Raw genomic sequence first — 22,661 nt, 5'->3', positions numbered from 1 at the left:
CACTAAAAAATCATATAGCCCCCTCAATATCAGTTAATGTCTCGTCGACCAAATCCAGAAGAACATCAATGGTTTGGGTTGCTTGGTTAAAGTAGTCTTTAGCCGAAATAGTGGGGGCGTTGTTGTTTAACAGTTGATCTTGAATACACACAATCAGTTGGTTGACAGCATTCTTGGCGGCACGAAGATCAAACGTAGTGGAGTTGGTTGGTTCTTCAGTTTGTTTGGCTAGAATTGCAAACGCAACGACGGAGAGCTCTTGGATCTTATCACACAAGAACCGCATGCGAATACGCTCTTGAGGGGTGCTGCTGGCTTTTGCTGCCATGCCGGTTCCGAGTGCCCGTGCTTGGCCAGCCCACTCTGCGGTTTGCATAACTTCTCTCCAAATACAGTGAGCATAGGTATGCTCTGGGAGGTTAGTGATGCCTGATTCATTGGAAATGTCTTCGGCTAAAAAGATCAAATTACGAATCATGGCGTGATGCTGTTGCAGATTGTTCTCGGGTTTAATTTCATTGGCCTCTTTAAGTCGTTGCCAATGATCAACGTGCCCTTGCCAGCGTTCATTTGTAACAAGGTATGTGTCGTTTTTGTGTTGTTGGAGAGATGCCGTGTTTTGCGCTATGGCCGCTCGAGTCTGTTGAAGTGAATGCTTTAAAGAGGTATCACCTGAAAGCAGTCCATTGGAGAGGCCGCGATGTTTTTGAATATCTGCGATTAACACACGGAGTGATTTCAGCAGTTGCAGGGTTTGATAACGTTTCGCGCGTGCTGTATTGCGCATGTGCTTGTAAATCAGGATTGAGATACAGCCCAAGAGTATAAAAGTTACTGACATGAGCAGTAGTGGAAATGTGTCAAATGGGGTCATGTGTGTCTCTACTCGTTCAAAATTAGGTGCGGTGTGTGAGTTTAGCTAAGTGCAAGGCAACGGCTTGAGTATGCTGAGCGACTTGGATGTTACAGTCGTTGCTCTCTCTCACCTTGTCTGTCAGTTGTGTGATTTCATTGGCGGCTAGACTTTGTTGAAGCGCACTCGTCGCCACTTGACTGACTTGTTCAGTCACGGTTTCAGTTTGTTGGCAAATTGTGTTTAAGGAGCCTTTCAAAAGCTGTGCACTATTTACACTTTCCTCTGATAGTTGTGATAAGTGATTCATGTAACGACCTACGTCGGCTATATAGTGTTGTATTGCGTCTATATTCTGGGTGATTTCACTGGCTGAGCTTTGGCTACGTATCGCTAGGTTTCTCACTTCGTCTGCGACGACGGCAAAGCCTCTTCCTGCATCGCCCGCTCTAGCGGCCTCGATTGCTGCATTCAGTGCAAGAAGGTTCGTTTGGTCAGCAATGTCTTTGATTACACTCGACATTTGATTAATGATGTTTGAATTGTCGTTGAGTTTAATAATGAGCTCTAGTGTTTCATGGGCTTTTATGGCCATGCTTTGAATATGACCCGAGAGTGATGCGAGCGATTGATTTCCATCCAACGCTTCTTCTCGAGCATTGATGCAGGCCAAGTGAGATTGATCGGCTAACGAGGCGACCTGGCTAATGCTAGTGTTTAACTCTTCCACGGCCGCTGCCGCCGTTGTGGCAGATTGTCCTTGTTGTTCTGCATTTTTGGCCACTTCATTTGCACTGTGTTCGAGCTCTTCTGTGGCGTGAGAAATTTCCTCTAGCTTTTGAGTTAAGGAGAGCCTGAGTCGTTCAGATTCACTGGAGTAGCGCCTAAGGTGCGTAGCAAAGGGCGATTGATAGTGAGACGAAGGGTAGAGTACTGATTGGGTTGACGTTGAATCAGCAATCCATTCCTCTAGCTTCCGCTGCTCAGTATGTATGAGGTGCAAGCTGGTGAGTGATAAATAGCCGATGACAAACAGACCCGAAAATAGCACGTAGCTGGGTTCGGGGACCAAAAATGATATCGCTGAAAAGATCACAAGCACCGCGAGTATGGCAAGCATCATACCCGGTAGTTGTTTCCATTTTAGTAGCAGTAAAGAGGGTGCAAATAAAAAGCTCATCATGCGTCCTTATTAAAAACAAAAACGCCAGCCTCCTCCGTGCAGTATGTGCATAGATGAGTGCTGGCGTCGTTGCCATGATTTGTAAAAAATCATATTTTTGGCCACTCATTGCACGAATGCTTGATATGGCAGGTACATGTACCGTATATAATTTAGGCATGCAATTTTAATACCATGTTTAATAGGCCTTAATTTAAGCGAATATAGGGGGGGGAATGTCGCATTTTGTGACAAGGCTAAGAAAGCTTGCATGATTCGAGTGCAAGGGGTGTTAGGAGGGAGGCTAGTATGTATGCAGTAACCTATAATGCGGAATTCTCAATCCAGAAGAGCGGCAAACTCTTTGTAAGGAGCCGCTTTGTGAAGAGCAGTTTAGCCTATAAAGGAGCACTTGAAGTCCGTGAATGTGTTTGCAGAAGGTTACTTGAAGTAATCTGCAATAGAGCGAAGGGATGTCCAGTGTATCTATTGACTATACGAAAAAAACACTTAAACTGTATATTAAATAGATATACAGGATTGTGTGATGGCTACAAAAACAGCTCCAATCAACATGCGAGTACTGCCATCGGTAAGAGATATTATCGATGCTGCAGCAAGCCTGAAAAAAGTGGACAGAACCGTATTCATTCAACAAGCAGCACTCAATGAGGCACATAACGTACTGGCCGAACAGCGGGATTTCGTTCTTGAAGCAAAAGCCTTTGAGGCATTCGATCTCGAACTTGGTGCAGAACCTCAGACTCTTGAAGGTATGACAGATCTCTTTAATAGGAAAGCACCTTGGGAATAAGTGCACCGACACTACTGACCGATCAGCATCAGCTCAATCCGTTTCAATGTGGCATTGAAGAGCTAGATATCTGGTTAAGCAAACACGCCTTGAAGAGTCAAAAGCGGGGAACCGCGAGAGTATACGTGGTCAATGATACGACGACTCGCCAAGTCATTGGTTACTATGCAATTGCCATGGGCTCAGTATCAAGAGAGCAAGCATTCAGTTCGCTAAGAAGAAATAGCCCTGACCCCATCCCAATGGTGATATTGGCTAGACTTGGAGTGGATAGCGCATATCACGGTCGAGGCATTGCCGCGGGTCTTTTAAAAGATTGCATATTACGCTCTATACAAGCAATGAACGCAGTAGGAGGTGCTGGTATTTTGGTTCATGCTATCGATCACAGTGCGCAGACGTTTTACAAAAAATTTGGTTTCAAAGAATCAGCATTTGATCCTCTTGTATTGATGGCACGGATTTGCGATATCGAGAAAACATTAAAATTATAATAAAGTAACCAATTTATTGGCAGGCTCTCAAGCAATCATCCCTGTCTGTATTTTGTAGCTCTGAGTTTTTCCAGCATAGGTTTTAGACCGGAGGATGATCATGAGTGTCTTGTTCGCTGTAGGTGTTTTCTAGTCCACTTTGCTGTCATAGCAAGGTTTTGCTAAAGTGAGCGCCAAACTATTAAACAGGCTATGTATTTTGACGCCCTTTGATTTTTCACAGCCAGTCACCCTTGTCGGTTTTTCTCGTTGGAAACGAGGTTTTCTTCCTAATTTCTTCGACGCAGGTCTTCAGTTACGCTTTATCGATCGCCTCGAATTGGATTTGGTTAACGCAGGTGACCAGTTTGTTCTTTGGTCAAATCGTGTGACGCCCGAGTTGGCAGAGGCCATACTGTTCCGGGGAGCCAAGTTATGGCGAATGGAGGATGGTTTTGTTCGCTCTGTCGGTTTGGGGGTGGATTTGGTTGAGCCTTTATCCTTGGTTCTGGACTCGAAAGGGATTTACTATGATTCGACTCAGCCCTCTGATTTAGAATGCCTTTTGAACGAGGCCCAGATGGATTCTGCATTGCTGACAAGGGCTGCCCAAGTATCTCAACGATTGATCCACTTGGGTATTTCCAAATACAATGTGGGTCTTCCAAAGACATTAGATCTTCCTAAAAACAAGAGAATTATTTTAGTACCCGGGCAGGTTGAAACAGATGCTTCAATTCGATTGGGCAGTCCAGACGTTAAAACAAACCTTGAGTTGCTTAAGCGTGTAAGGACAAACTGCCCTGATGCGTTTATTATTTATAAGCCTCATCCAGATGTTGTTGGGGGTGGGCGCATCGGTGAAGTAAACCACGTTGATGCCAGTGCCTTTTGTGATGTGCAAATCACGGATGTTGCGATGCCGGCTCTCTTGTCCCAAGTGGATGAGGTGCACACGATCACCTCGCTAACGGGTTTTGAGGCCTTGATACGTCAGATTCCAGTGGTGACCTATGGTTTGCCTTTTTATGCAGGCTGGGGGTTAACGCAGGATCATTTTGTCTGCGAACGAAGAACAGCCCAACGTTCATTACATGAGTTAATTGCCGCAACGCTGATCCTATATCCTATCTATGTGTTACCGGGCAAGAAGGGCAGTGTTGATGTTGAGGATGCGCTAGAAGAGTTGGCCCGACAGAAGATACAAAATGTACGTCCAACATTAAAAACGCGTCTTTACCGATTGATTAGAAAAAGAATTTAGTGCCCATTGAGTGGCAAACTAACAGGGGAATGTATGATTAGAATTACCGAGAGCATTGGTGTTGATAATGCTCAATCATTTGTGTTGTTTGGTGGCGTAAACGTATTAGAATCACGCGATTTGGCATTGCGTGCCTGTGAAGCCTACGTCAAGGTAACGACTGACTTAGGCATTCCATACGTTTTTAAAGCCAGCTTTGATAAGGCCAATCGCTCTTCGATTCATTCGTATCGTGGACCTGGAATGGAAGAAGGGTTGCGTATCTTCGAAGAGGTGAAAGCGGCGTTTAATGTGCCTATCATCACCGATGTACATGAGATACATCAGGCCGCGCCCGTTGCCGAAGTCGTCGATGTCATTCAATTGCCCGCATTTTTAGCGCGTCAGACGGATTTAGTCGTAGCAATGGCTAAAACTGGGAAGCCCGTCAATATTAAAAAGCCCCAGTTTTTAAGCCCTGCACAAATGTTGAATATTGTTGAAAAATTCAAAGAAGCAGGTAACGATCAGCTGATTTTGTGTGATCGTGGTACGTGTTTTGGGTACGATAATTTAGTGGTTGATATGTTGGGCTTCGGTGTAATGAAAAAAGTATCGGGCAATTTGCCGATTATTTTTGATGTTACCCATGCGTTGCAGCAACGCGATCCAACAGGGGCTGCTTCGGGTGGTCGTCGTGAGCAGGTCGTTGATTTAGCAAGAGCGGGTATGGCTGTTGGTTTGGCTGGATTGTTTTTAGAAGCACACCCTGAGCCATCTAAGGCAAAGTGTGACGGTCCGAGTGCATTGCCATTGGATCAATTAGAGCCTTTCCTCAAGCAGATTAAAGCGATTGATGACTTAGTCAAGAGTTTTCCTGTTTTGAACATCGACTAGGAGAAGAGAGATAAAAATGAGAGGTAGACGCTTGCATCCATGCAGGTTTTCCTCTCAAAACCGACTTCCATTTCGGTGAGCACTCATTCCTAGGACGTTAGGAGAAGGTGAGTGCTGCTTTTCAATACACTTGTGTTACATCTGCGTCGGATGTATACAAGCCACGTAATTCTAAAGTTGGACCTGTAAAGAGTCAATAAAATCAATGGAATGATCTATTTTTCAGTCTATTTTAATGCGCTTGGCTTGATTTTATGGCGCTATTTGATGCAGATTGATGCTACCTGTGCGCCTTTTATAACCTGGAAAAAATAATAATGATTCAATCGCTGAATACGCTGTTTGCATCGCCTCGTTTAGTGAGGGTAGCGCCCTGGATTTTTGTTCTTTTGTGGAGCACAGGGTTTATTGGGGCAAAGTATGGTTTACCCTATAGCGACCCTTTTTCATTTTTGGCTTGGCGCATGCTGTTTAATCTCGCATGCTTTTTTGTGTTGCTCAAGGTGTTTTCAGTCAAGTTGCCCACTCAAATGTCACTGTGGCGACAACAACTCTTCGCTGGTGCTTTGATTCATGGTGCTTACTTGGGCGGTGTGTTCTCTGCAATAGAGTTGGGCATACCTGCGGGTCTAACCGCACTTTTGGTTGGCTTGCAACCTTTGTTGACTGGCGTGCTTGTATTCGTAATTTGGAAGCAGCAACTGAGCTTTCGCCAGTGGTTTGGCCTGTTTTTGGGGCTCGCTGGTGTGGTGTTAGTCGTGCAGCAAACTTCAGGCATGGACTTGGAGCATATCAGCATTACGTGGGTTGGACTTTTGTGGGTTTTGTTGGCCTTAGTGGGCATTACACTTGGGACGCTTTATCAGAAGAACGTATGCGAACCTCAACCGCTTTTAGCCGCTTCTTTCATTCAATATGCAGGATGCTTTGGACTCATGCTTCTGGGTGTATGGATTAAGGGAGAAGGAGCGGTTGAGTGGCATCGAGATTTTATTTTAGCACTGACTTGGTCCGTTTTAGTGTTATCGGTCGGGGCCATTTTATTATTGATGTTGATGATTAAGGCCGGGGAGTCAACGCGAACGGCGAGCTATTTTTATCTTGTTCCACCTTTAACGGCCCTTGAGGCTTGGGTATTGTTTGATGAACGTATGACGGCCTTGGCATTGGTTGGGATGGTGATCACCGTGATGGGTGTGTACTGGGCGAATCGTTCAGTTTAAAAACGTTTGGGAGTTGTGTCAGTGACAAAGTCAGGTTTGAATCCGTGGTGGGTGGTGTTAGCGGGAGGGCTAGTGTTGGCTTACAGCATGGGGGTACGCTTATCCTTAGGGCTGTTGGTGCCAGACATTAGCCTCAATTTAGGTATCTCTGTTTCGGACTTGTCGTTTAGTTTTGCAATGCAGAATCTGCTTTGGGGCGCCGTATCGCCCGTTGCAGGTGCGTTAGCGGAGCGCTATGGCACGGCTAAAATTCTACTGGCTGGCGCACTGCTGTATGCCGCTGGCTTAGTGGTGGCCGCCTTAGCGGCCAGTAGTACGATGTTCTTTGTCGGCAATGCTATGTTGATTGGCATTGGGACGGGAGCCACGACTTTCCCGATCGTTCTCGCCGCCGTCGGTAAACGTTTTCCGGCACATAAACGAACCTTGGCCTTGGGTATTGCCAGCGCGGGCGGCTCGTTAGGGCAGTTTTTGTATGCGATTCTTTTAGGCTATCTTGCACCTTCACAAGGCTGGGTCAGCACCTTTTTAGTGTTTGCCGCAACCACGCTGTTGATCTTAGGGTTGATCGGCTTATTGCGTGATGGTGTGCGTCCCGTTCGGCAGGCCCATGATGCACCACTGCGAATATTTGATTGGCAGGCCATTGCGCAGGCAATGAGATCACGTGAGTATCAACTGCTCAGTATTGGTTTTTTTGTTTGTGGGTTTCATATTGCCTTCATAACTGTGCACATGTCTGGCTTAGTCGCCTATTGCGGTTTATTGCCGAGCGTCGCATCCGATTCCCTGGCCATAATTGGTTTAATGAATATTGTGGGTGTCATTTTAATTGGATGGGCGGGTGATCGTTGGCATAAGCCAGGTCTGTTGTTTGCGATTTACGCACTACGAGGCGGCTTAATTTTAATGCTGTTAACCCAACCGATCACCGATCAGCTTTTGTATGTTTTCTCGGGGATTATGGGCATGTTGTGGTTATCGACCGTTCCTTTAACCAGCGGCGCGGTGGCGCATCTATTTGGGACGAAGAACTTGGGATCACTGTTTGGTATCGTGATGTTTAGTCATCAAATTGGCGCGTTTTTTGGCAGTTGGTGGGCGGGCCTGACATTTGAGTGGTATGGCTCCTACGACGTTGCTCTGATCGCAAGTGCACTATTAGCTTTTCTTGCCGCGGCTGTTCATTTGCCGATGACCCCCAAGCGCATGCAGCAATTATCTTTTAGAGATGCCTGATCCTGTATTCTGTTGGATGTGATTATCCGGGCTAGAAATGTTTGATTAGCTGACAAATATAAGAAAAAAGACTAAAATACTTTACAATATTGAGTTTAATTGATTTTTTGTAAAGTATTTTAGTCATATCATGGATTACTTAGAACTTGGTCAGCAAATAGCTCGCTTAAGAAAAGATAAAAAGCTGACTCAGCAGTCACTTGCCGATTATGCTGGGATCTCGCGAGCGACTCTCAATGCGCTTGAAAATGGCCGGGTGGGGGATGTAGGTACGCGTAAGCTACTTAAAATTATCGATTTGTTGGGGTATGAAATTCGCCTTCGAGAAAAGTCTTCGTTTCCAACGTTTGAGGAGTTAAGGGATGGGTGACGGTTTGAAGGTGTGTGTTTCCAGCCGAATGACAGGGCATTTAGTCCGAGAGCATAAACAATTCATCTTTAATTACAATGCGAATGCACGAGCAGATGACGCTGTATCCCTGACGATGCCTGTTCGTCACCAGAGCTATACACATGATCAGCTCCATCCTATCTTTGAGATGCACCTGCCCGAGGGTTACTTAAGATCCGTTATTCAAAAACACTTTAGCAAGCTGACCGAAACCGATGATTTTGGTTTACTCAAGCTTTTAGCGATGAATATCCATGGCCGATTAAATTACAGGGAGAATGTTGCTTTTCAGGCGGATGGCGATCAGCCACTGACATTAGACCAGCTTCTTCATCCCGAAGATGGCCAGTTGTTTAATGAGCTTGTCAGTCGTTTTGCACTTAGATCGCCTTTAAGTGGTGTACAGCCTAAAGTGTTGGCTCAGATTCAAAATAAAGCCACTCTATCTGTAGATGATTACATCGTAAAAGCGTGGGGCGCTGAGTATCCGCAACTTGCCCTTAATGAGTATTATTGTATGCAAGCGGTACAGCTTTCTGGGATACCGGTACCGGAGTTTTATCTGTCGGATGATGATGCATTGTTCATTATGAAGCGTTTCGATTTGAACGCAGATGGACCGCATCCTGGTTTTGAGGATATGTGCGTTTTGCAGGCAAAACATCGAGACGATAAGTACAGTGGTAGCTATGAGCAAGTTGTAAAAACGATTAAGCTTTTCACATCTCCTGCTTTCAAGCAGGCTTCCCTTGTACAGTTTTTTAAAATGATCGTGTTGAACACGCGTCTTCAAAATGGAGATGCTCATCTCAAAAACTTTGGTCTGATGTATGATTCTGTTGATACTGTACGTTTAGCTCCCGCATACGACGTTGTTAGCACAACCTGTTATATCAAACACGATATTGCAGCATTGACCTTAATGGGGAGTAAAAAATGGTGGGGCCGCAAGCATCTAGTTCAATTTGGTATCAATGCCTGTGATTTGACGCTCAGGCAAGCTGAAAAGCACTATGACGAATGTTTGGCTGGGCTCAATCAGACGGCGCTCATGATTCAAGAAAGGCTTGATCAGGAGCTCCATGATGATAAAAAGCAGGTGCTTAGTCATTTACTGACCAGAATGACAGAGTTTTGAGTTGACGACGTTGCTCTGATCGCAAGCGCGTTATTAGCTTTTCTTGCCGCGGCCGTTCATTTTCCGATGACCCCCAAGCGCATGCAACAATTATCTTTTAGAGATGCCTGATTTTGATCGTGCACCTAGTGCACAGAAGGGTAGTTTTTGATTGCGCCCCTAACTCCCTCTTCCTAGACTTACGCCGTTACTTACAAAAGCGTGCGATTACAATAATCATAAGACACATGGCTTAAACATCGATTGAGGGTGTCACCGGACTGGGTGGAAGGTGGTTCAGTTGAATGTGCAAGGCATGGGTCATAGCATCAATGATGTGCCTCTAATTTTAGTATCTGTATACCTAAGCTATCTAAAATGGATACGGGTATCAAAATAATCGGCATGTCAAAAAAACAATAGGATAATAAAATGACTATGCGTAAATCATTTAGGAGAGTAGCGCTTGCCGCCACACTCATGGGTGCTATTTTTTCACAAACCTCTCTCGCTCAGCAGCTGAGATTAGCCTCTGGGCTGCCGCCGATGCAACCTGCTCATAATCCGCTCTATACTGAATTCCAGACAATGCTACCTGAAATGTCCGATGGACGTTTAAAAGGACAGTTGGTGGGAATGGAAGTCGTAAATTTAGCCAATATGCGTACCGCCATTAGCAGTGGATTGGTACAGGTTGGACTTTTTCTTCCAGCCTATTTCCCAGCTGATTTACCCAACTTTAACCTAGTGGGTGACTTATCCTTGATGGGGGGCACTCCACACGCAACGGCCGCTGCCATTACTGAATATATTGTGACCTGCGCAGATTGCCAGGCAGAGCTCAACGCACTCGGAATCGTGTATACCGGCTCACATGCCAATCCCTACAATTTACTGACAACGAAACCCGTAGCGGCAGAAGCAGACTTGCGTGGAATGCGCATTCGTGTGGCAACGCCTCAGCATGCGCGTTGGGTCGAGGCCATGGGAGCGACTCCTGTAAGCATGGCGACAGGTGAGGCCTTTGAAGCACTGTCACAAGGGATTATTGAAGGTACAGTGACGTCTTTATCCGATCTCATTTCCTTTAATCTCCAAGATGTGATTAAGCATGCAACGCTCATTGAAATGGGGACGTTTCATTCCTTAATCGATCATGCCGTACGCCGTGACACTTGGAACTCGATGTCTCTGGATAATCGCTCTACCATTATTAAAGCCTCCAATACAACCAGCATGCTCACGACGAGCCGCTGGGTTGAAATGGCGGAGCAATCAAAGCAGATCGCAACTCAAAAAAGCATCGACCTGCTTGAACCTGCAGAATCCTTTATTCAAGCAACGGCAGACTTTGTCATTGCCGATGTGGACACTGCTGTGACCTTAGCGGAAACCCGCTTCGGGGTCACGGGAGCTAAAGCTAAAATTGAGCATTTTCAAGCGCTTGTTGCAAAGTGGGAGACGATTGCAGAATCATTGGAGCATGATCCAATCTTAATGCAAGACGCTATTCAACGCGAAGTATGGGATTCACAAGATTTGTCTCAATACGGGCTGTAGCGTCATTGTCTCTAAATGGAGTGTGATGCCATCAGCTGTGGCATCGCACTGCGTCACTTTGTATCTAGGGTCATGGGTATGTCTTTATTAGCAAAGCTGGTTGAAAAATTAACCTTCAGTTTAATGGTGATTGGCGTTATTGCCGTGGTGGCAATGATGCTGCACATTACGCTGGATGTCGTACTCAGAACGACATTCAACATTTCTGTACCCGCAACTGAGCGTATTGTTACGCGATATTATATGGTCGCACTGGCCTTATTACCGCTTGGTTGGGTGGAGTGGTCTAAAAATATGATAGCGGTCGAAGCCTTCACGCAATTATATGGGAAAATAGGGTTCCTTATCCTGAGTGTATTAACCAGCCTTTTATCGACGGTTATTTATTATCTACTTGGCGTTGCGACCTGGGTGCAGGCCGTTGAGCAGTATAATCTGGGGTCATACATTATGTCGTTGAACCTGGTGATTCCGATTTGGCCTGCTTACTTTTTCGTACCTGCTGCCCTGTTTGTTGCCATGGTCGCTTGTGTAGCACGCATCCCCTTAATGTTGAAAAATCGATATTAATTCTTTGTTTTGTAGAGGTCGGTAAATGAGTATAGAAACAGGGGTATATGGGCTCGTCGCTTTGCTCATATTACTGGGACTGCGGGTTCCCGTTGCTATTTCATTGATTACAGTATCCTTAGTAGGGCTAACGTCCATGCTGGGTTGGGATACGGCTATTCAAATGTTAGCGTCGCGTCCTTATGATTTCCTGGCACGTTGGACATTAAGTGCCATTCCCATGTTCTTGTTAATGGGATTTGTTGCCTACCACTCTGGTTTGACTGCGGGGCTGTTTAATGCGGCTAAAGTGGTTTTTCGTTGGTTACCGGGTGGCTTAGCGATTTCAAGTATTTTTGCAAGCTCTGGGTTTGCAGCCGTTTCAGGTTCAAGTGTGGCATGTGCGGCTTCTATGGGCCGTATCGCCATCCCTGAAATGGTAAAAAGTGGTTATAAACCCAGCTTTGCCTGTGGCACGATTGCGGCTGGCGGAACGATCGGCGCATTAATCCCTCCAAGCATTCTCATGATCATTTATGGGGTGTTTGCGCAGGTCTCGATTACAGAGGTGTTTTTAGGCGGTATCACCATCGGTCTATTAACGGCTTTAGGTTACTGCATCACCATCTTAATGGTGAGTTGGTTGCGTCCTGACATTGTTCCTCGGACATGCCAGGGAGGCGAGGGCTATACGGTTGCGCAAGCGCTGAAAGAAGTATGGCCAGTGGTGGCATTGGGCATCATTATTTTTGGAGGAATGTTTTCGGGTGTCTTTACGGCAACAGAGGCGGGAGCTGTTGGAGCCTTAGGTGCTTTGGTTATTGCGCTCATAATTGGTAAATTGGATTGGTCTGTTTTAAAACACTCAATGATCGATACGCTGACAACCACGTCTTCGTTATTAATAATTGGCGTTGGGGCTAGCATGTTTACGGTCTTTCTGAGCATGAGCGGTCTTTCTGGATATCTTTTAAGTGCTTTAACGGGTTGGGAGCCCAGTTATTTACAACTCATGCTAATGATGGTGATCATCTATTTGCTTCTAGGGCTCTTTATGGAACCCTTTGGTGCAATGCTAGTCACGCTCCCGATTTTTTTACCTATTTTACAGAGCATGGATATTAGCCTTATTTGGTTTGGCGTGTTCTTGGTTAAATTGCTTGAAATAGGCATGGTCACGCCACCTGTCGGAATGAATATTTTCGTAATTAAAGGTGTGGCTTCCCAGTACGCAAGCTTGGTGGATATTTTTAAAGGCGTTTCTATTTTTCTGATCGCGGATTTGTTAATTGTCGCGTTTATGATTTTTGTGCCGGGTGCTGTGTTCTTATTTATGTGAAGTGAGTATAGCAGGGGGATCCTATTGCTCTGCATTCTTACATACCAGATAAAACGGACACTTTTTAGTTTAAGTCTCAGATTAAGGGTAATAATACAATGCAATCATTTGATGAAGCCAGCAGCAGTCATTTTGTAGATATTGTGGAAGGCGATCTGTCACTGCGCATTCACTATAACGAGGTTGGGCAAGGCGATAAGGTTGTTGTGACTCTACACGGTTCAGGTCCCGGTGCGACCAGTTGGGCTAATTTTAGTAAAAATATAGCGCCACTGGTTGCTGCAGGATACCGAGTGGTGTTGATGGACAGCCCGGGTTGGGGTAAAAGTGATCCGGTTATTTGTGAAGGATCACGCTCACATTTGAATGCAAGAGCCTTAAAAGGACTTGTCGATGCTTTACACCTAGACAAGGTCAGTTTAATTGGAAACTCTATGGGGGCGCATTCAGCAACCGCTTTTACACTGATGTATCCTGAGCGAGTTGAAAAATTAATTTTAATGGGCGGAGGCACAGGGGGTGCGAGTCCTTATGCGCCTATGCCAACCGAAGGAATCAAAAGGCTTCAGCAGTTGTATCGTGAACCTACGATCGACAATCTAAAAGCCATGATGGATATCTTTGTTTACGATACATCCGATTTGACTGAAGATTTATTTCAGCTTCGTTTAAACAACATGCTGTCGAATAAGGTGCATTTAGAGAACTTTGTTAAGAGCCTGGAGTTGAACCCTAAGCAGTTTCCTGACTTTGGAGCGGAGTTGACTAAAATTACACAGCAAACGTTGATTTTGTGGGGGCGAAATGATCGGTTTGTGCCAATGGATACCGGGTTGAAATTGCTTGCACATATTCCAAACTCAGAATTGCACCTGTTTAATCAGTGTGGACACTGGGCGCAATGGGAGCATGCCGAACGCTTTAATTTCTTGGTTCTGAATTTTTTAGAAAACTAAAAAGACAGATACACACATATTATCTTAGTGTTCATCGTCAAGGCTGAGCTCTATTTTATCGACCGTGGCCCGCATTTTAGCTAAATATTTACGGGCCGCTTCTTCGGGTAACATGGCTTTTGCAATGTAGACGAGATTTAAGACGCCAATAACCGTTTGGTTTTTAAAAATGGGCAGGGCGATAGCCGCTATTTTTTGCTCAGCCTCCCATTCAGAGTAATTGCTGCCGTACCCACGTTGACGCGTTCGATAGATTAACTGAGCTATATATTCTTCGTCACGCGCTAACAAGCCTTGAGCGTCTTGACGGCTGCCTAATAGATCCAGCAAGGCTAAGCGTTCGGCTTCTGGGCAGAATGCAAGATAGGTACGACCTGCCGCCGTATACAAAATGGGCAAACGACGCCCAACCATCGAGCGATGAAAGGATAAGCGGCTAAAACGATGTGTGGTCTCACGCACAACCATCGCATCACCATCCAGGGTGCAAAGATCGGTTGGCCAAATGACCTGTGGCAAGAGATCCGCGAGCAATGGCGCTGCAATGGCGGATATCCATTGTTCATCACGAAACCCCTCACTCAATTCACGGACTTGTATTGTCAATTGATAACCATCATCTGACAGGCTTCGGCGCACGTAGCCTTCATCTTGCAGTGTTTCCAGTAAGCGTCGAACGGTGGTGCGATGTATGCCAGTTAGTTTGGCGAGCTCGGAGATACTCGCCCCACCATCCAGCCGATTAAGCGTGTTCAACAAGAGCAGTCCTCGCGTGAGACCACGAACGGTTTTGTATTCAGTTTCTTTAGAGACGGGTTCTCGGCTCATGGAAATGTCCTTTTGTCGGCAACGAGTGTGCACTTAGTGCACAAGAAAGGCCTTTTTGGTTGATGCTATTAAGCATAGCTTTTTATAATCGATGAATAAATGAGCAGGCTAAAAAATATAACAGAATATTGAATTCTTCTTTATTTAAATAAAGATCAATCGATAGGTTATATAAAGATCGATGTAAATTGATGGCCCAATAAAAATCATGAAGAAACTCCATTCTTCATATTATTTTGTCTTAAATGCAGTTTTTTGTTCTATTCAATATTCATATCGTTTGAAGAGGAATAGAGCGACGTTGCTAAACCATAATAAAACAAACGGTACAACACAATGAGTACAGTTATGTCACAGACAGTATCAACTTCCCTTGATTATTCGGCAGATGTGGTCGTGTTGGGTGCAGGACCTGTGGGTCTGACGATTGCAAATTATTTAGGCCAGGTCGGAATACGGGTATTGGTCATCGAAAAGTTGGATACGCTAATTGATTATCCGCGTGCAATTGGCATAGACGATGAGGCGCTGCGCACCTTGCAGTCTGTCGGCCTGATCGACAAGGTTTTGCCGCATACGACTCCCTACCACTGGATGCGATTCTTAACCCCCAAAGGGCATTGCTTTGCATCCATAGAACCCAAGACCGATGAGTTTGGTTGGTCTCGGCGTAATGCATTTATTCAACCGCAGATTGATAAGGTTTTGTTGGAGGGACTGAAGCGCTTTGATCAGGTTAATACATTATTCTCACGGGATATGTATCAGTTTGATCAGGATTCTGAAGGGGTCAATCTCTATATGCGCACTGCGGAGGGTACGGAAGAGCGTGTTCGTTGCCGCTATTTGATTGCAGCCGATGGTGGCAATAGCATGGTTCGTAGGACGCTTAATATTGCGTTCGACGGTAAAACAGCCCCTAACCAGTGGATCGTGGTGGATATCAAGAATGATCCTCTGGGCACACCGAACATCTATATGTGTTGCGATCCCGTGCGTCCTTACGTGTCGGCTGCTTTGCCACAGGGGGTTCGTCGTTTTGAGTTTATGGTGATGCCGGGTGAAACCGAAGAAAGCCTATCTCAGCCTGACAATATGCGTAAATTACTGGCCAAGGTGTTGCCGAACCCCGAAAAAGTTGAACTGATTCGCCAGCGTGTCTATACGCATAATGCACGACTGGCCGCTGAGTTTCGCCGTGGCAAGATTCTGTTGGCAGGTGATGCGGCGCATATTATGCCAGTGTGGCAGGGGCAGGGGTATAACAGTGGAATGCGCGATGCCAGCAATCTTGCCTGGAAAGTTGGAATGGTGGTTAAGGGACTGGCGGGTGAGGCATTGTTGGACACCTATCAGCAGGAGCGCCGGGATCATGCGCGGGCAATGATTGATCTGTCTGTGATGGCAGGACATGTGTTAGCACCACCAAAGCCATGGATGGGGAAGCTCCGTGATGGTGTGGCGTGGTTATTGAATTATTTACCACCCATTAAACGTTACTTCTTGGAAATGCGCTTTAAGCCCATGCCCCAGTACGAAAAGGGTGTATTGGTGAAGCCGGAGATGAAGCTTACCCATAATCCTGTAGGCCGTTTATTTATTCAGCCTAAGATCCGAGCTGAATCGGGTGATGTTTGCTTATTAGATGATGTCATTGGTGCGAAATTTGCCATCATTGCTTGGGGGACCGATCCAACCTGGGGATTAAGTCAAGAACAGATCGCATTTTGGAAGCATTTAGGGACAGCGTTTATTCAGGTTGTGCCATCTGTGCAGATGTTAGCACCCACGACCTTGTCTGATGACGTCATCCGAGTTGGGGATGAACAAGGGCGATTAAAAGACTGGTTTGGTCAATACCCCGCTTCAGTGGTGGTTGTCCGCCCAGATCGATTTGTCGCAGGACTCACTCTTCCGCAGACCCTCGAGCAGACCTGCTCACGCCTATCACAAGCCCTCGCGGCTAAGGTTGTGTCACATCGAGCTAGCGTTGAACCTATAGGGAAGGTGGCGTGAATGAAGACAATGCTGCACTGCATGTCCCACTCGCCGCTGGTGGGGTTTGTTGACCCGTCACCTGAAATCCTGGATGAAGTGAATGGGGTTATTTCAAATGCGAGAAAGGCGGTAAAGGCCTTCGATCCAGATCTCGTTGTGCTCTTTGCGCCGGATCATTACAACGGCTTTTTTTACGATCTGATGCCGTCTTTCTGTATTGGAACGGAGGCTTACGCGATTGGTGATTTTGGCACCTTAGCTGGCGATCTCAATGTACCTCAAGCCTTGGCAGAAAACCTAGCGGCATCGGTTTTGGATTCAGGTGTTGATGTGGCGGTTTCGTACCGCATGCAGTTAGACCATGGTTTTGCTCAGCCACTTGATGAGCTGGTCGGAGGGTTGGATTGTAAACCTGTGATTCCCATTTTTATCAATTCGGTTGCAGTTCCCTTGCCAAGCTTTCAACGTGCCCGATTGTTGGGTGAAGCGGTGGGGCGCTACCTAAAAACACTGGATAAAAAAGTCCTGATCTTAGGCTCGGGGGGCTTATCGCATCAACCTCCCGTACCAGAATTGGCGACGGCGAATGCGCATATGGTTGATCGTATGAAAGGGTCTGGTCGTTACTTGCCAGACGATGAACGCGAAGCACGCACTCAACGGGTCATCGCAGCGGCGCGTCGGTTTGTGGAAGACCAAAGCACGCTTCACCCTTTACATCCTGAGTGGGATCAGTCGTTTATGACGCTGTTATCGGAAGGGCGAATGTCTGAGCTAGATGCCATGAAGAATGACGAGCTATCGGCACTGGCCGGAAAATCAACCCATGAGGTAAAAGCCTGGGTCAGCGCCTTTGCCGCTCTATCGGTGATGGGACATTTCAATACAACGGATCGCTACTACCGTCCCATTCCAGAATGGATAGCGGGTTTTGGTTCGTTAACCGCCTACACGGAAGAAACACTATGAATACTTTGTTGGAAACACTCGCATTAGATCTGCGCAATGCCGAACTGAGTGGACAGCCTATTGCTCCCTTACGAGATCAATTGGGTGATGTCGATGCTGAGTCGGCCTATCGCATTCAACAAATTAATGTTGAACATGCGTGTCTTCAAGGGCGCCGTGTCGTGGGGCGTAAAGTCGGCTTGACCAATCCATTGGTGCAACAGCAGCTAGGTGTGAATCAACCTGATTTTGGGACTCTATTTGCCGATATGAGTTATTCCGATAACGCCATAATTCCGTTTAATCGAGTGATGCAACCTAAGATTGAGGCCGAAATTGCGCTGATTCTTGATCGGGATTTACCCGAGGCTGATACCACTCTGGCGGATTTGATCAGAGCCATCGGTTGGGTGCTGCCAGCCTTGGAAATCGTAGGAAGCCGTATTGATGCCTGGAATATTCAGTTTGTTGATACCGTTGCTGACAATGCATCAAGTGGTTGCTTTGTGCTGGGAGGCCCTGCTCGCCGCTTAGAGGGATTGGATTTACTGAATGCCAAAATGAATATGACGCGTAACGGTGAGTTGGTGTCGAGCGGTAAAGGGGCTGAATGCTTAGGGCATCCGTTGAATGCCGCCGTCTGGTTGGCTCAAACGCTCAGTCGTTTGGGTACGCCGTTGCGTGCAGGCGACATTATTTTAACCGGTGCATTAGGCCCGATGGTCAAGGTAGAGCCCAATGATCGCTTTGCAGCGGATATCGAGGGCCTAGGCTCTGTGTCTGTACGCTTTTCTTAAGCCTTTATGTGTTCTGCCATCACCCTTTACTAGGATATCTCCATGAAAAAATTTAAAGCGGCCATTATAGGTTCAGGCAATATTGGCACTGATTTGATGATAAAAATTCTGCGCAATGGTAAGTATATTGAGATGGGAGCCATGGTTGGGATTGACCCTAACTCAGATGGCTTGGCACGTGCGTCGCGCATGGGCGTGGCAACCACACATGAGGGGGTTGAGGGGCTCGCTCGCTTACCTGTTTTTTCAGAAATCGATGTTATCTTCGATGCAACGTCAGCTGGCACGCACTTGAAAAATGAAGTGTTTTTAAGAGGCTTGAAGCCGAACTTGCGTATTATCGATCTGACACCGGCTGCAATCGGACCCTATTGTATCCCAGTGGTGAACTTGGATCGTCACTTAGAGGATACCAATGTCAACATGGTGACCTGTGGCGGCCAAGCCACGATTCCGATGGTGGCGGCTGTATCTCGTGTTGCAAAGGTACATTACGCCGAAATCATCGCCTCTATTTCAAGTAAGTCAGCTGGCCCGGGTACGCGTGCGAACATTGATGAGTTTACCGAAACCACCTCAAAAGCGATTGAAGTCGTCGGTGGTGCGGAGAAAGGGAAAGCCATCATCATTCTGAATCCCGCAGAGCCACCTCTAATGATGCGAGACACCGTAATGGTCTTGTCTGAGGCGGCGGATATGGCTGAGGTTGAAGCCTCCGTGTTAGACATGGAAAAAGCCGTCCAGAGCTATGTGCCAGGGTATCGGTTAAAGCAGCGTGTACAGTTCGATTGTATTCCTCCCGAGCGGCCTGTCAATATTCCGGGTTTAGGCCGCTTTAGTGGTTTAAAAACATCGATCTTTTTAGAAGTTGAAGGCGCCGCTCACTATTTGCCAGCGTATGCGGGTAATCTCGACATCATGACCTCAGCCGCTCTATCGACGGCAGAGCGCATGGCTCAATCATCATTGACGGTTTAAGGAGAGTTGACTATGAGCTTTAACCCAGGAAAAAAACTCTACATCTCCGACGTAACGCTGCGTGATGGGAGCCATGCGGTGCGTCATCAATATACGATTCAACAGGTGCAAATGATTGCGCGAGCGTTGGACAAAGCCCGTGTTGACAGCATTGAAGTGGCGCATGGTGATGGGCTTCAAGGTTCTAGTTTTAACTATGGCTTTGGCGCTCATACCGACCTGGAGTGGATTGAAGCCGTGTCTGAAGTGGTTGAGCATGCTCAGATCGCCACGCTGTTATTACCAGGCATAGGGACGGTTCATGATTTGGAGGCTGCCTACGCAGCGGGTGCTCGTATTGTCCGTGTGGCGACGCACTGCACGGAGGCCGATGTTTCACGCCAGCATATAGAGCACGCACGTAAACTGGGTATGGATACCGTTGGCTTTTTAATGATGAGCCATATGACGACCCCGCAAGGCTTAGCCGAACAAGCCAAACTGATGGAAAGCTATGGAGCCACCTGTATCTATGTGGTGGATTCGGGCGGTGCGATGGCTATGGGCGATATTCGAGATCGTTTCCGTGCGTTGAAAGATGTGCTGAACGCCAGTACCTTGACGGGGATTCACGCGCACCACAATCTTTCATTGGGCGTGGCGAACTCCATGGTGGCGGTCGAAGAGGGCTGTGATCGAATAGATGCAAGCCTTGCCGGTATGGGAGCGGGAGCCGGAAATGCACCACTTGAGGTGTTTATTGCGGCTGGGGAACGTCAGGGATGGGACCATGGAACAGATTTGTACACACTGATGGATGCAGCGGATGATATTGTACGTCCCCTTCAAGATCGCCCCGTACGTGTGGATCGTGAAACCTTGGCATTGGGCTATGCCGGTGTTTATTCCAGTTTTTTACGTCACTCTGAGATCGTGGCTGAAAAGTATGGTCTTAAAACCGTGGATATTCTGGTTGAACTGGGTAAGCGGCGTATGGTGGGTGGTCAAGAAGATATGATCGTGGATGTTGCATTGGATCTTCTCAAGGCCCAATCCGCTTAATGAGTTGAAATAACCGCTAGGTTTAAACGAAGCGACGCTCAGTCGCTTCGACATCACGTCAGTAAACAGCAAACCAGAATTTCAACGCTTTGATTAAAAAGTCTCAGCCTATAGAATGATTAAAAATTTTATAGGTGCAATCATGGCAACAGCAAGTGCGGTCCATATTTTAGTTAAAACGGAAGAAGAGGCAGAGAAATTAAAGGAAAAACTGGCAAAAGGTGCCGATTTTGCCTTATTGGCTAAGAAACATTCTATCTGCCCATCTGGAAAGCGAGGTGGCGATTTAGGTGAGTTTCGCAAAGGCCAGATGGTGAAAGCCTTCGATCAAGTGGTGTTTACCAAGTCTCTGTACAAAGTCCATGGGCCTGTAAAAACTCAGTTTGGTTTTCATCTAATCAAAATTCTGTACCGGAACAAGTAGAAAATGCGTCTGTACCCTATTTGCTGCAGATCGGTTGACTGTGTGTCTGAGGCGTTATTGGTGTGAGCATCGAGTTTTCGTCCCTCGACCTACGATCCTATTCGAATGAAGTGGCGAGCCATCAGCACGATTATCATCAATTGGTGTTGCCCGTTGCGGGGCGCTTGTCTTTAAGCATCGAGCACGCCGAGGGAGATGTGACAGCTTCGAAAGCGGCGATTATTGCGGCAGGGGCTTCTCACGGATTTTTTGCATCAGATCGAAATATGTTTCTGGTGGCCGATGTACCATCATCCTTGGCTCCGCGTTTGGAGTCATTTCCAGCGTTTATCGATTTGGATGAAGCACTGACGCGCTATGTCGGCTTCTTGTCTGCTCAGGTTCAGGCTCAACAAAATACGCCGGATCTACAAAAGCAAATGCTAGGCTTGTTGATACAGTTGCTGCAGGAAAAGGCGGGTGTTCAAGTACAGGTGGATCAACGCGTGGCCGCTGTTAAAGCCTATATCGCGCACAATTTGGATCAAGGTATTACACTGCCTCAACTGGCTGGGGTCGCCCATTTGAGTGTTCGTCAACTGAACCATGTGTTTACTCAATCTGAAGGATGCTCTCCACAGCACTACCTCATTGAACAACGAATGCAGCGTGCTCGGGACTTGCTGGAGTCAACGGAATTAAGTGTGCAACGTATCTCCGAATCCGTGGGCTATTCAAATTTGGCTGCGTTTAGTGATCGTTTCCGACAATGCATGGGTCGGTCCCCCCGTCATTTCCGCCGATTGAGCAAAGAGATACGCTGAATCACGAAAGCGTCGTCTAGGCCTTTTGGTTACAGTCATGTTTTTCAATCGACAGTAGGATCAAGATGGCTTCCTTGCATACAGCAACCTTAATAGGATCTGTTTCAATTCTTCTCTGGGGGACCTTGGCATTGCTCACCCGTATGACGGGCGGCGTGATTCCTGAGTTTCAGTTAATGTCCATGACTTTTGGTATTGCATTTTTATTGATGCTTGCGCGATGGTGTTGGCGTAAGCAATCGGGCGTTGTGTTTATCCGTCAGCCTATCGCAGCATGGGGGTTAGGGGTGGCCGGTTTATTTGGCTACCATTTTGTCTACTTCAAAGCCATGACATTGGCGCCCGCTGTTGAAGTGAGCTTATTGGCCTATCTTTGGCCATTGTTGATTGTCTTGTTCAGCGCTTTGTTGCCCGGTGAAAAGATACGAAAACCCCATGTGACAGGGGCAATACTGGCCTTATTTGGATGCTGGATATTGGTGGGTCAGAATGCAAGTGGCTTTCAGTCACAGTATGTACAGGGATATCTATTGGCTCTATTGTGTGCGTTGATTTGGTCTAGTTACTCTGTGTTAAGCCGTTTGGTGAAGTCTGTTCCCACGGATGCAGTGGGTTGGTTTTGTGCGGTGACCTCAGTATTGGCGTTGATTTGCCATCTAATATGGGAGCAGACCGTCTGGCCGCAAACGCTTGTACAGTGGGTTGGAGTGGTCGGTTTAGGGCTTGGCCCTGTTGGGATTGCTTTCTTTACCTGGGATTACGGTGTTAAGCATGGCAATATCCAGCTTCTTGGCACGTTGGCGTATAGCGCTCCCTTAATTTCGGTTGTCTTGCTGCTGATGGCCGGAGAGGCGGAACCAAGCTCGGCAATCCTGTATGCGAGTCTCGCTATTGTCGGTGGATCCTTCATCGCGGGAAGAAAATGGGCATAAGTCAGATTGTAAAAAAGGCCAGCGACCTCAGCAAATGTGCCTTTTGGTGACTGGCCTCTGACCTGTGCGACCACATTCCTAGAATGGGTGCTTGCG

23 protein-coding genes are annotated in these 22,661 nt (G+C 46.8%); 20 read left to right on the top strand and 3 right to left on the bottom strand.

All coding sequences use genetic code 11. From position 1 onward, the window contains the following. Positions 1-10: 10 nt before the first annotated feature. Both F5971_RS14045 and F5971_RS14040 read right to left on the bottom strand, forming a co-directional pair. Positions 11-874: a nitrate- and nitrite sensing domain-containing protein gene (locus tag F5971_RS14045; protein WP_193495516.1), complete on the bottom strand. Its 864-nt coding sequence runs from the start codon at positions 872-874 to the stop codon at positions 11-13. A 22-nt stretch (positions 875-896) separates the two neighbouring features. Next, positions 897-2,033 (bottom strand): methyl-accepting chemotaxis protein, encoded by a 1,137-nt coding sequence (locus F5971_RS14040; protein WP_036509133.1) that lies wholly within the window; start codon positions 2,031-2,033, stop codon positions 897-899. Positions 2,034-2,562: 529 nt separating this feature from the next. On the opposite strand from F5971_RS14040, the gene F5971_RS14035 reads away from it, so the two are divergent. The 12 genes from F5971_RS14035 to F5971_RS13980 all read left to right on the top strand — a co-directional run bounded on the left by F5971_RS14035 (position 2,563) and on the right by F5971_RS13980 (position 13,816). Then, on the top strand, positions 2,563-2,829 hold the full coding sequence (locus F5971_RS14035) for a type II toxin-antitoxin system TacA family antitoxin (RefSeq protein WP_036508821.1): 267 nt from the start codon (positions 2,563-2,565) through the stop codon (positions 2,827-2,829). Next, positions 2,820-3,323 carry a GNAT family N-acetyltransferase gene (locus F5971_RS14030; protein ID WP_036508835.1) on the top strand — a complete coding sequence of 168 codons (504 nt, stop codon included), beginning with the start codon at positions 2,820-2,822 and terminating at the stop codon, positions 3,321-3,323. Before F5971_RS14035 ends, F5971_RS14030 begins: the two co-directional genes overlap by 10 nt. A gap of 166 nt (positions 3,324-3,489) precedes the next feature. Then, entirely contained in the window at positions 3,490-4,566 is a 1,077-nt protein-coding gene (locus tag F5971_RS14025) for a capsular polysaccharide export protein, LipB/KpsS family (RefSeq protein ID WP_246187813.1), read from the top strand. 33 nt (positions 4,567-4,599) lie between these two features. Beyond that, entirely contained in the window at positions 4,600-5,442 is an 843-nt protein-coding gene (gene kdsA / locus F5971_RS14020) for a 3-deoxy-8-phosphooctulonate synthase (RefSeq protein WP_036508837.1), read from the top strand. A 317-nt stretch (positions 5,443-5,759) separates the two neighbouring features. Then, a complete protein-coding gene (locus tag F5971_RS14015; RefSeq protein ID WP_051514274.1) occupies positions 5,760-6,665 on the top strand; it encodes a DMT family transporter in 906 nt (301 codons plus the stop codon). 21 nt (positions 6,666-6,686) lie between these two features. Continuing rightward, on the top strand, positions 6,687-7,904 hold the full coding sequence (locus F5971_RS14010) for an MFS transporter (protein ID WP_051514275.1): 1,218 nt from the start codon (positions 6,687-6,689) through the stop codon (positions 7,902-7,904). 130 nt (positions 7,905-8,034) lie between these two features. Then, complete coding sequence (locus tag F5971_RS14005; RefSeq protein WP_193495514.1) at positions 8,035-8,274, top strand: helix-turn-helix transcriptional regulator; 240 nt, start codon at positions 8,035-8,037, stop codon at positions 8,272-8,274. After that, positions 8,267-9,433: a type II toxin-antitoxin system HipA family toxin gene (locus F5971_RS14000; protein ID WP_193495511.1), complete on the top strand. Its 1,167-nt coding sequence runs from the start codon at positions 8,267-8,269 to the stop codon at positions 9,431-9,433. Before F5971_RS14005 ends, F5971_RS14000 begins: the two co-directional genes overlap by 8 nt. Before the next feature lie 411 nt (positions 9,434-9,844). Then, positions 9,845-10,972, top strand: coding sequence for a C4-dicarboxylate TRAP transporter substrate-binding protein (locus tag F5971_RS13995; protein ID WP_246187812.1), 1,128 nt, complete (start codon positions 9,845-9,847; stop codon positions 10,970-10,972). A gap of 78 nt (positions 10,973-11,050) precedes the next feature. Beyond that, complete coding sequence (locus F5971_RS13990) at positions 11,051-11,542, top strand: TRAP transporter small permease (RefSeq protein WP_193495509.1); 492 nt, start codon at positions 11,051-11,053, stop codon at positions 11,540-11,542. Positions 11,543-11,567: 25 nt separating this feature from the next. Then, a complete protein-coding gene (locus F5971_RS13985; RefSeq protein ID WP_036508842.1) occupies positions 11,568-12,860 on the top strand; it encodes a TRAP transporter large permease in 1,293 nt (430 codons plus the stop codon). 98 nt (positions 12,861-12,958) lie between these two features. Beyond that, positions 12,959-13,816, top strand: coding sequence for an alpha/beta fold hydrolase (locus tag F5971_RS13980; protein ID WP_036508845.1), 858 nt, complete (start codon positions 12,959-12,961; stop codon positions 13,814-13,816). 24 nt (positions 13,817-13,840) lie between these two features. Here the strand turns inward: F5971_RS13980 and F5971_RS13975 are convergent, their stop codons facing one another. After that, the gene (locus tag F5971_RS13975) at positions 13,841-14,644 is read right to left on the bottom strand and encodes a DNA-binding transcriptional regulator (RefSeq protein ID WP_193495506.1); all 804 of its coding nucleotides are present in this window, start codon (positions 14,642-14,644) and stop codon (positions 13,841-13,843) included. Positions 14,645-14,992: 348 nt separating this feature from the next. On the opposite strand from F5971_RS13975, the gene F5971_RS13970 reads away from it, so the two are divergent. The 8 genes from F5971_RS13970 to yddG all read left to right on the top strand — a co-directional run bounded on the left by F5971_RS13970 (position 14,993) and on the right by yddG (position 22,565). Continuing rightward, the gene (locus F5971_RS13970) at positions 14,993-16,660 is read left to right on the top strand and encodes a bifunctional 3-(3-hydroxy-phenyl)propionate/3-hydroxycinnamic acid hydroxylase (protein WP_193495504.1); all 1,668 of its coding nucleotides are present in this window, start codon (positions 14,993-14,995) and stop codon (positions 16,658-16,660) included. Beyond that, a complete protein-coding gene (locus tag F5971_RS13965; RefSeq protein ID WP_193495501.1) occupies positions 16,661-17,611 on the top strand; it encodes a 3-carboxyethylcatechol 2,3-dioxygenase in 951 nt (316 codons plus the stop codon). It begins immediately after the preceding gene. After that, positions 17,608-18,387, top strand: coding sequence for a 2-keto-4-pentenoate hydratase (gene mhpD, locus F5971_RS13960; protein WP_193495499.1), 780 nt, complete (start codon positions 17,608-17,610; stop codon positions 18,385-18,387). The genes F5971_RS13965 and mhpD overlap by 4 nt, the downstream gene beginning before the upstream one ends. A 42-nt stretch (positions 18,388-18,429) precedes the next feature. Then, positions 18,430-19,365, top strand: coding sequence for an acetaldehyde dehydrogenase (acetylating) (locus F5971_RS13955; RefSeq protein WP_193495497.1), 936 nt, complete (start codon positions 18,430-18,432; stop codon positions 19,363-19,365). A 12-nt stretch (positions 19,366-19,377) separates the two neighbouring features. Then, positions 19,378-20,406 (top strand): 4-hydroxy-2-oxovalerate aldolase, encoded by a 1,029-nt coding sequence (gene dmpG, locus F5971_RS13950; RefSeq protein WP_193495495.1) that lies wholly within the window; start codon positions 19,378-19,380, stop codon positions 20,404-20,406. A 142-nt stretch (positions 20,407-20,548) separates the two neighbouring features. Next, positions 20,549-20,830: a peptidylprolyl isomerase PpiC gene (ppiC, locus tag F5971_RS13945; RefSeq protein ID WP_281348323.1), complete on the top strand. Its 282-nt coding sequence runs from the start codon at positions 20,549-20,551 to the stop codon at positions 20,828-20,830. A gap of 62 nt (positions 20,831-20,892) precedes the next feature. Then, a complete protein-coding gene (locus F5971_RS13940) occupies positions 20,893-21,633 on the top strand; it encodes an AraC family transcriptional regulator (RefSeq protein WP_193495493.1) in 741 nt (246 codons plus the stop codon). 65 nt (positions 21,634-21,698) lie between these two features. Beyond that, positions 21,699-22,565, top strand: a complete 867-nt coding sequence (gene yddG, locus F5971_RS13935; protein ID WP_193495490.1) for an aromatic amino acid exporter YddG — start codon at positions 21,699-21,701, stop codon at positions 22,563-22,565. Positions 22,566-22,661 lie beyond the last annotated feature (96 nt).

It is taken from the genome of Nitrincola alkalisediminis (assembly GCF_009821115.1).
GTDB classification, from domain to species: Bacteria; Pseudomonadota; Gammaproteobacteria; order Pseudomonadales; family Balneatricaceae; genus Nitrincola; species Nitrincola alkalisediminis.
Note: the sequence above shows the minus strand (reverse complement) of the source record. Positions and strands in the feature narration are given on the sequence as shown.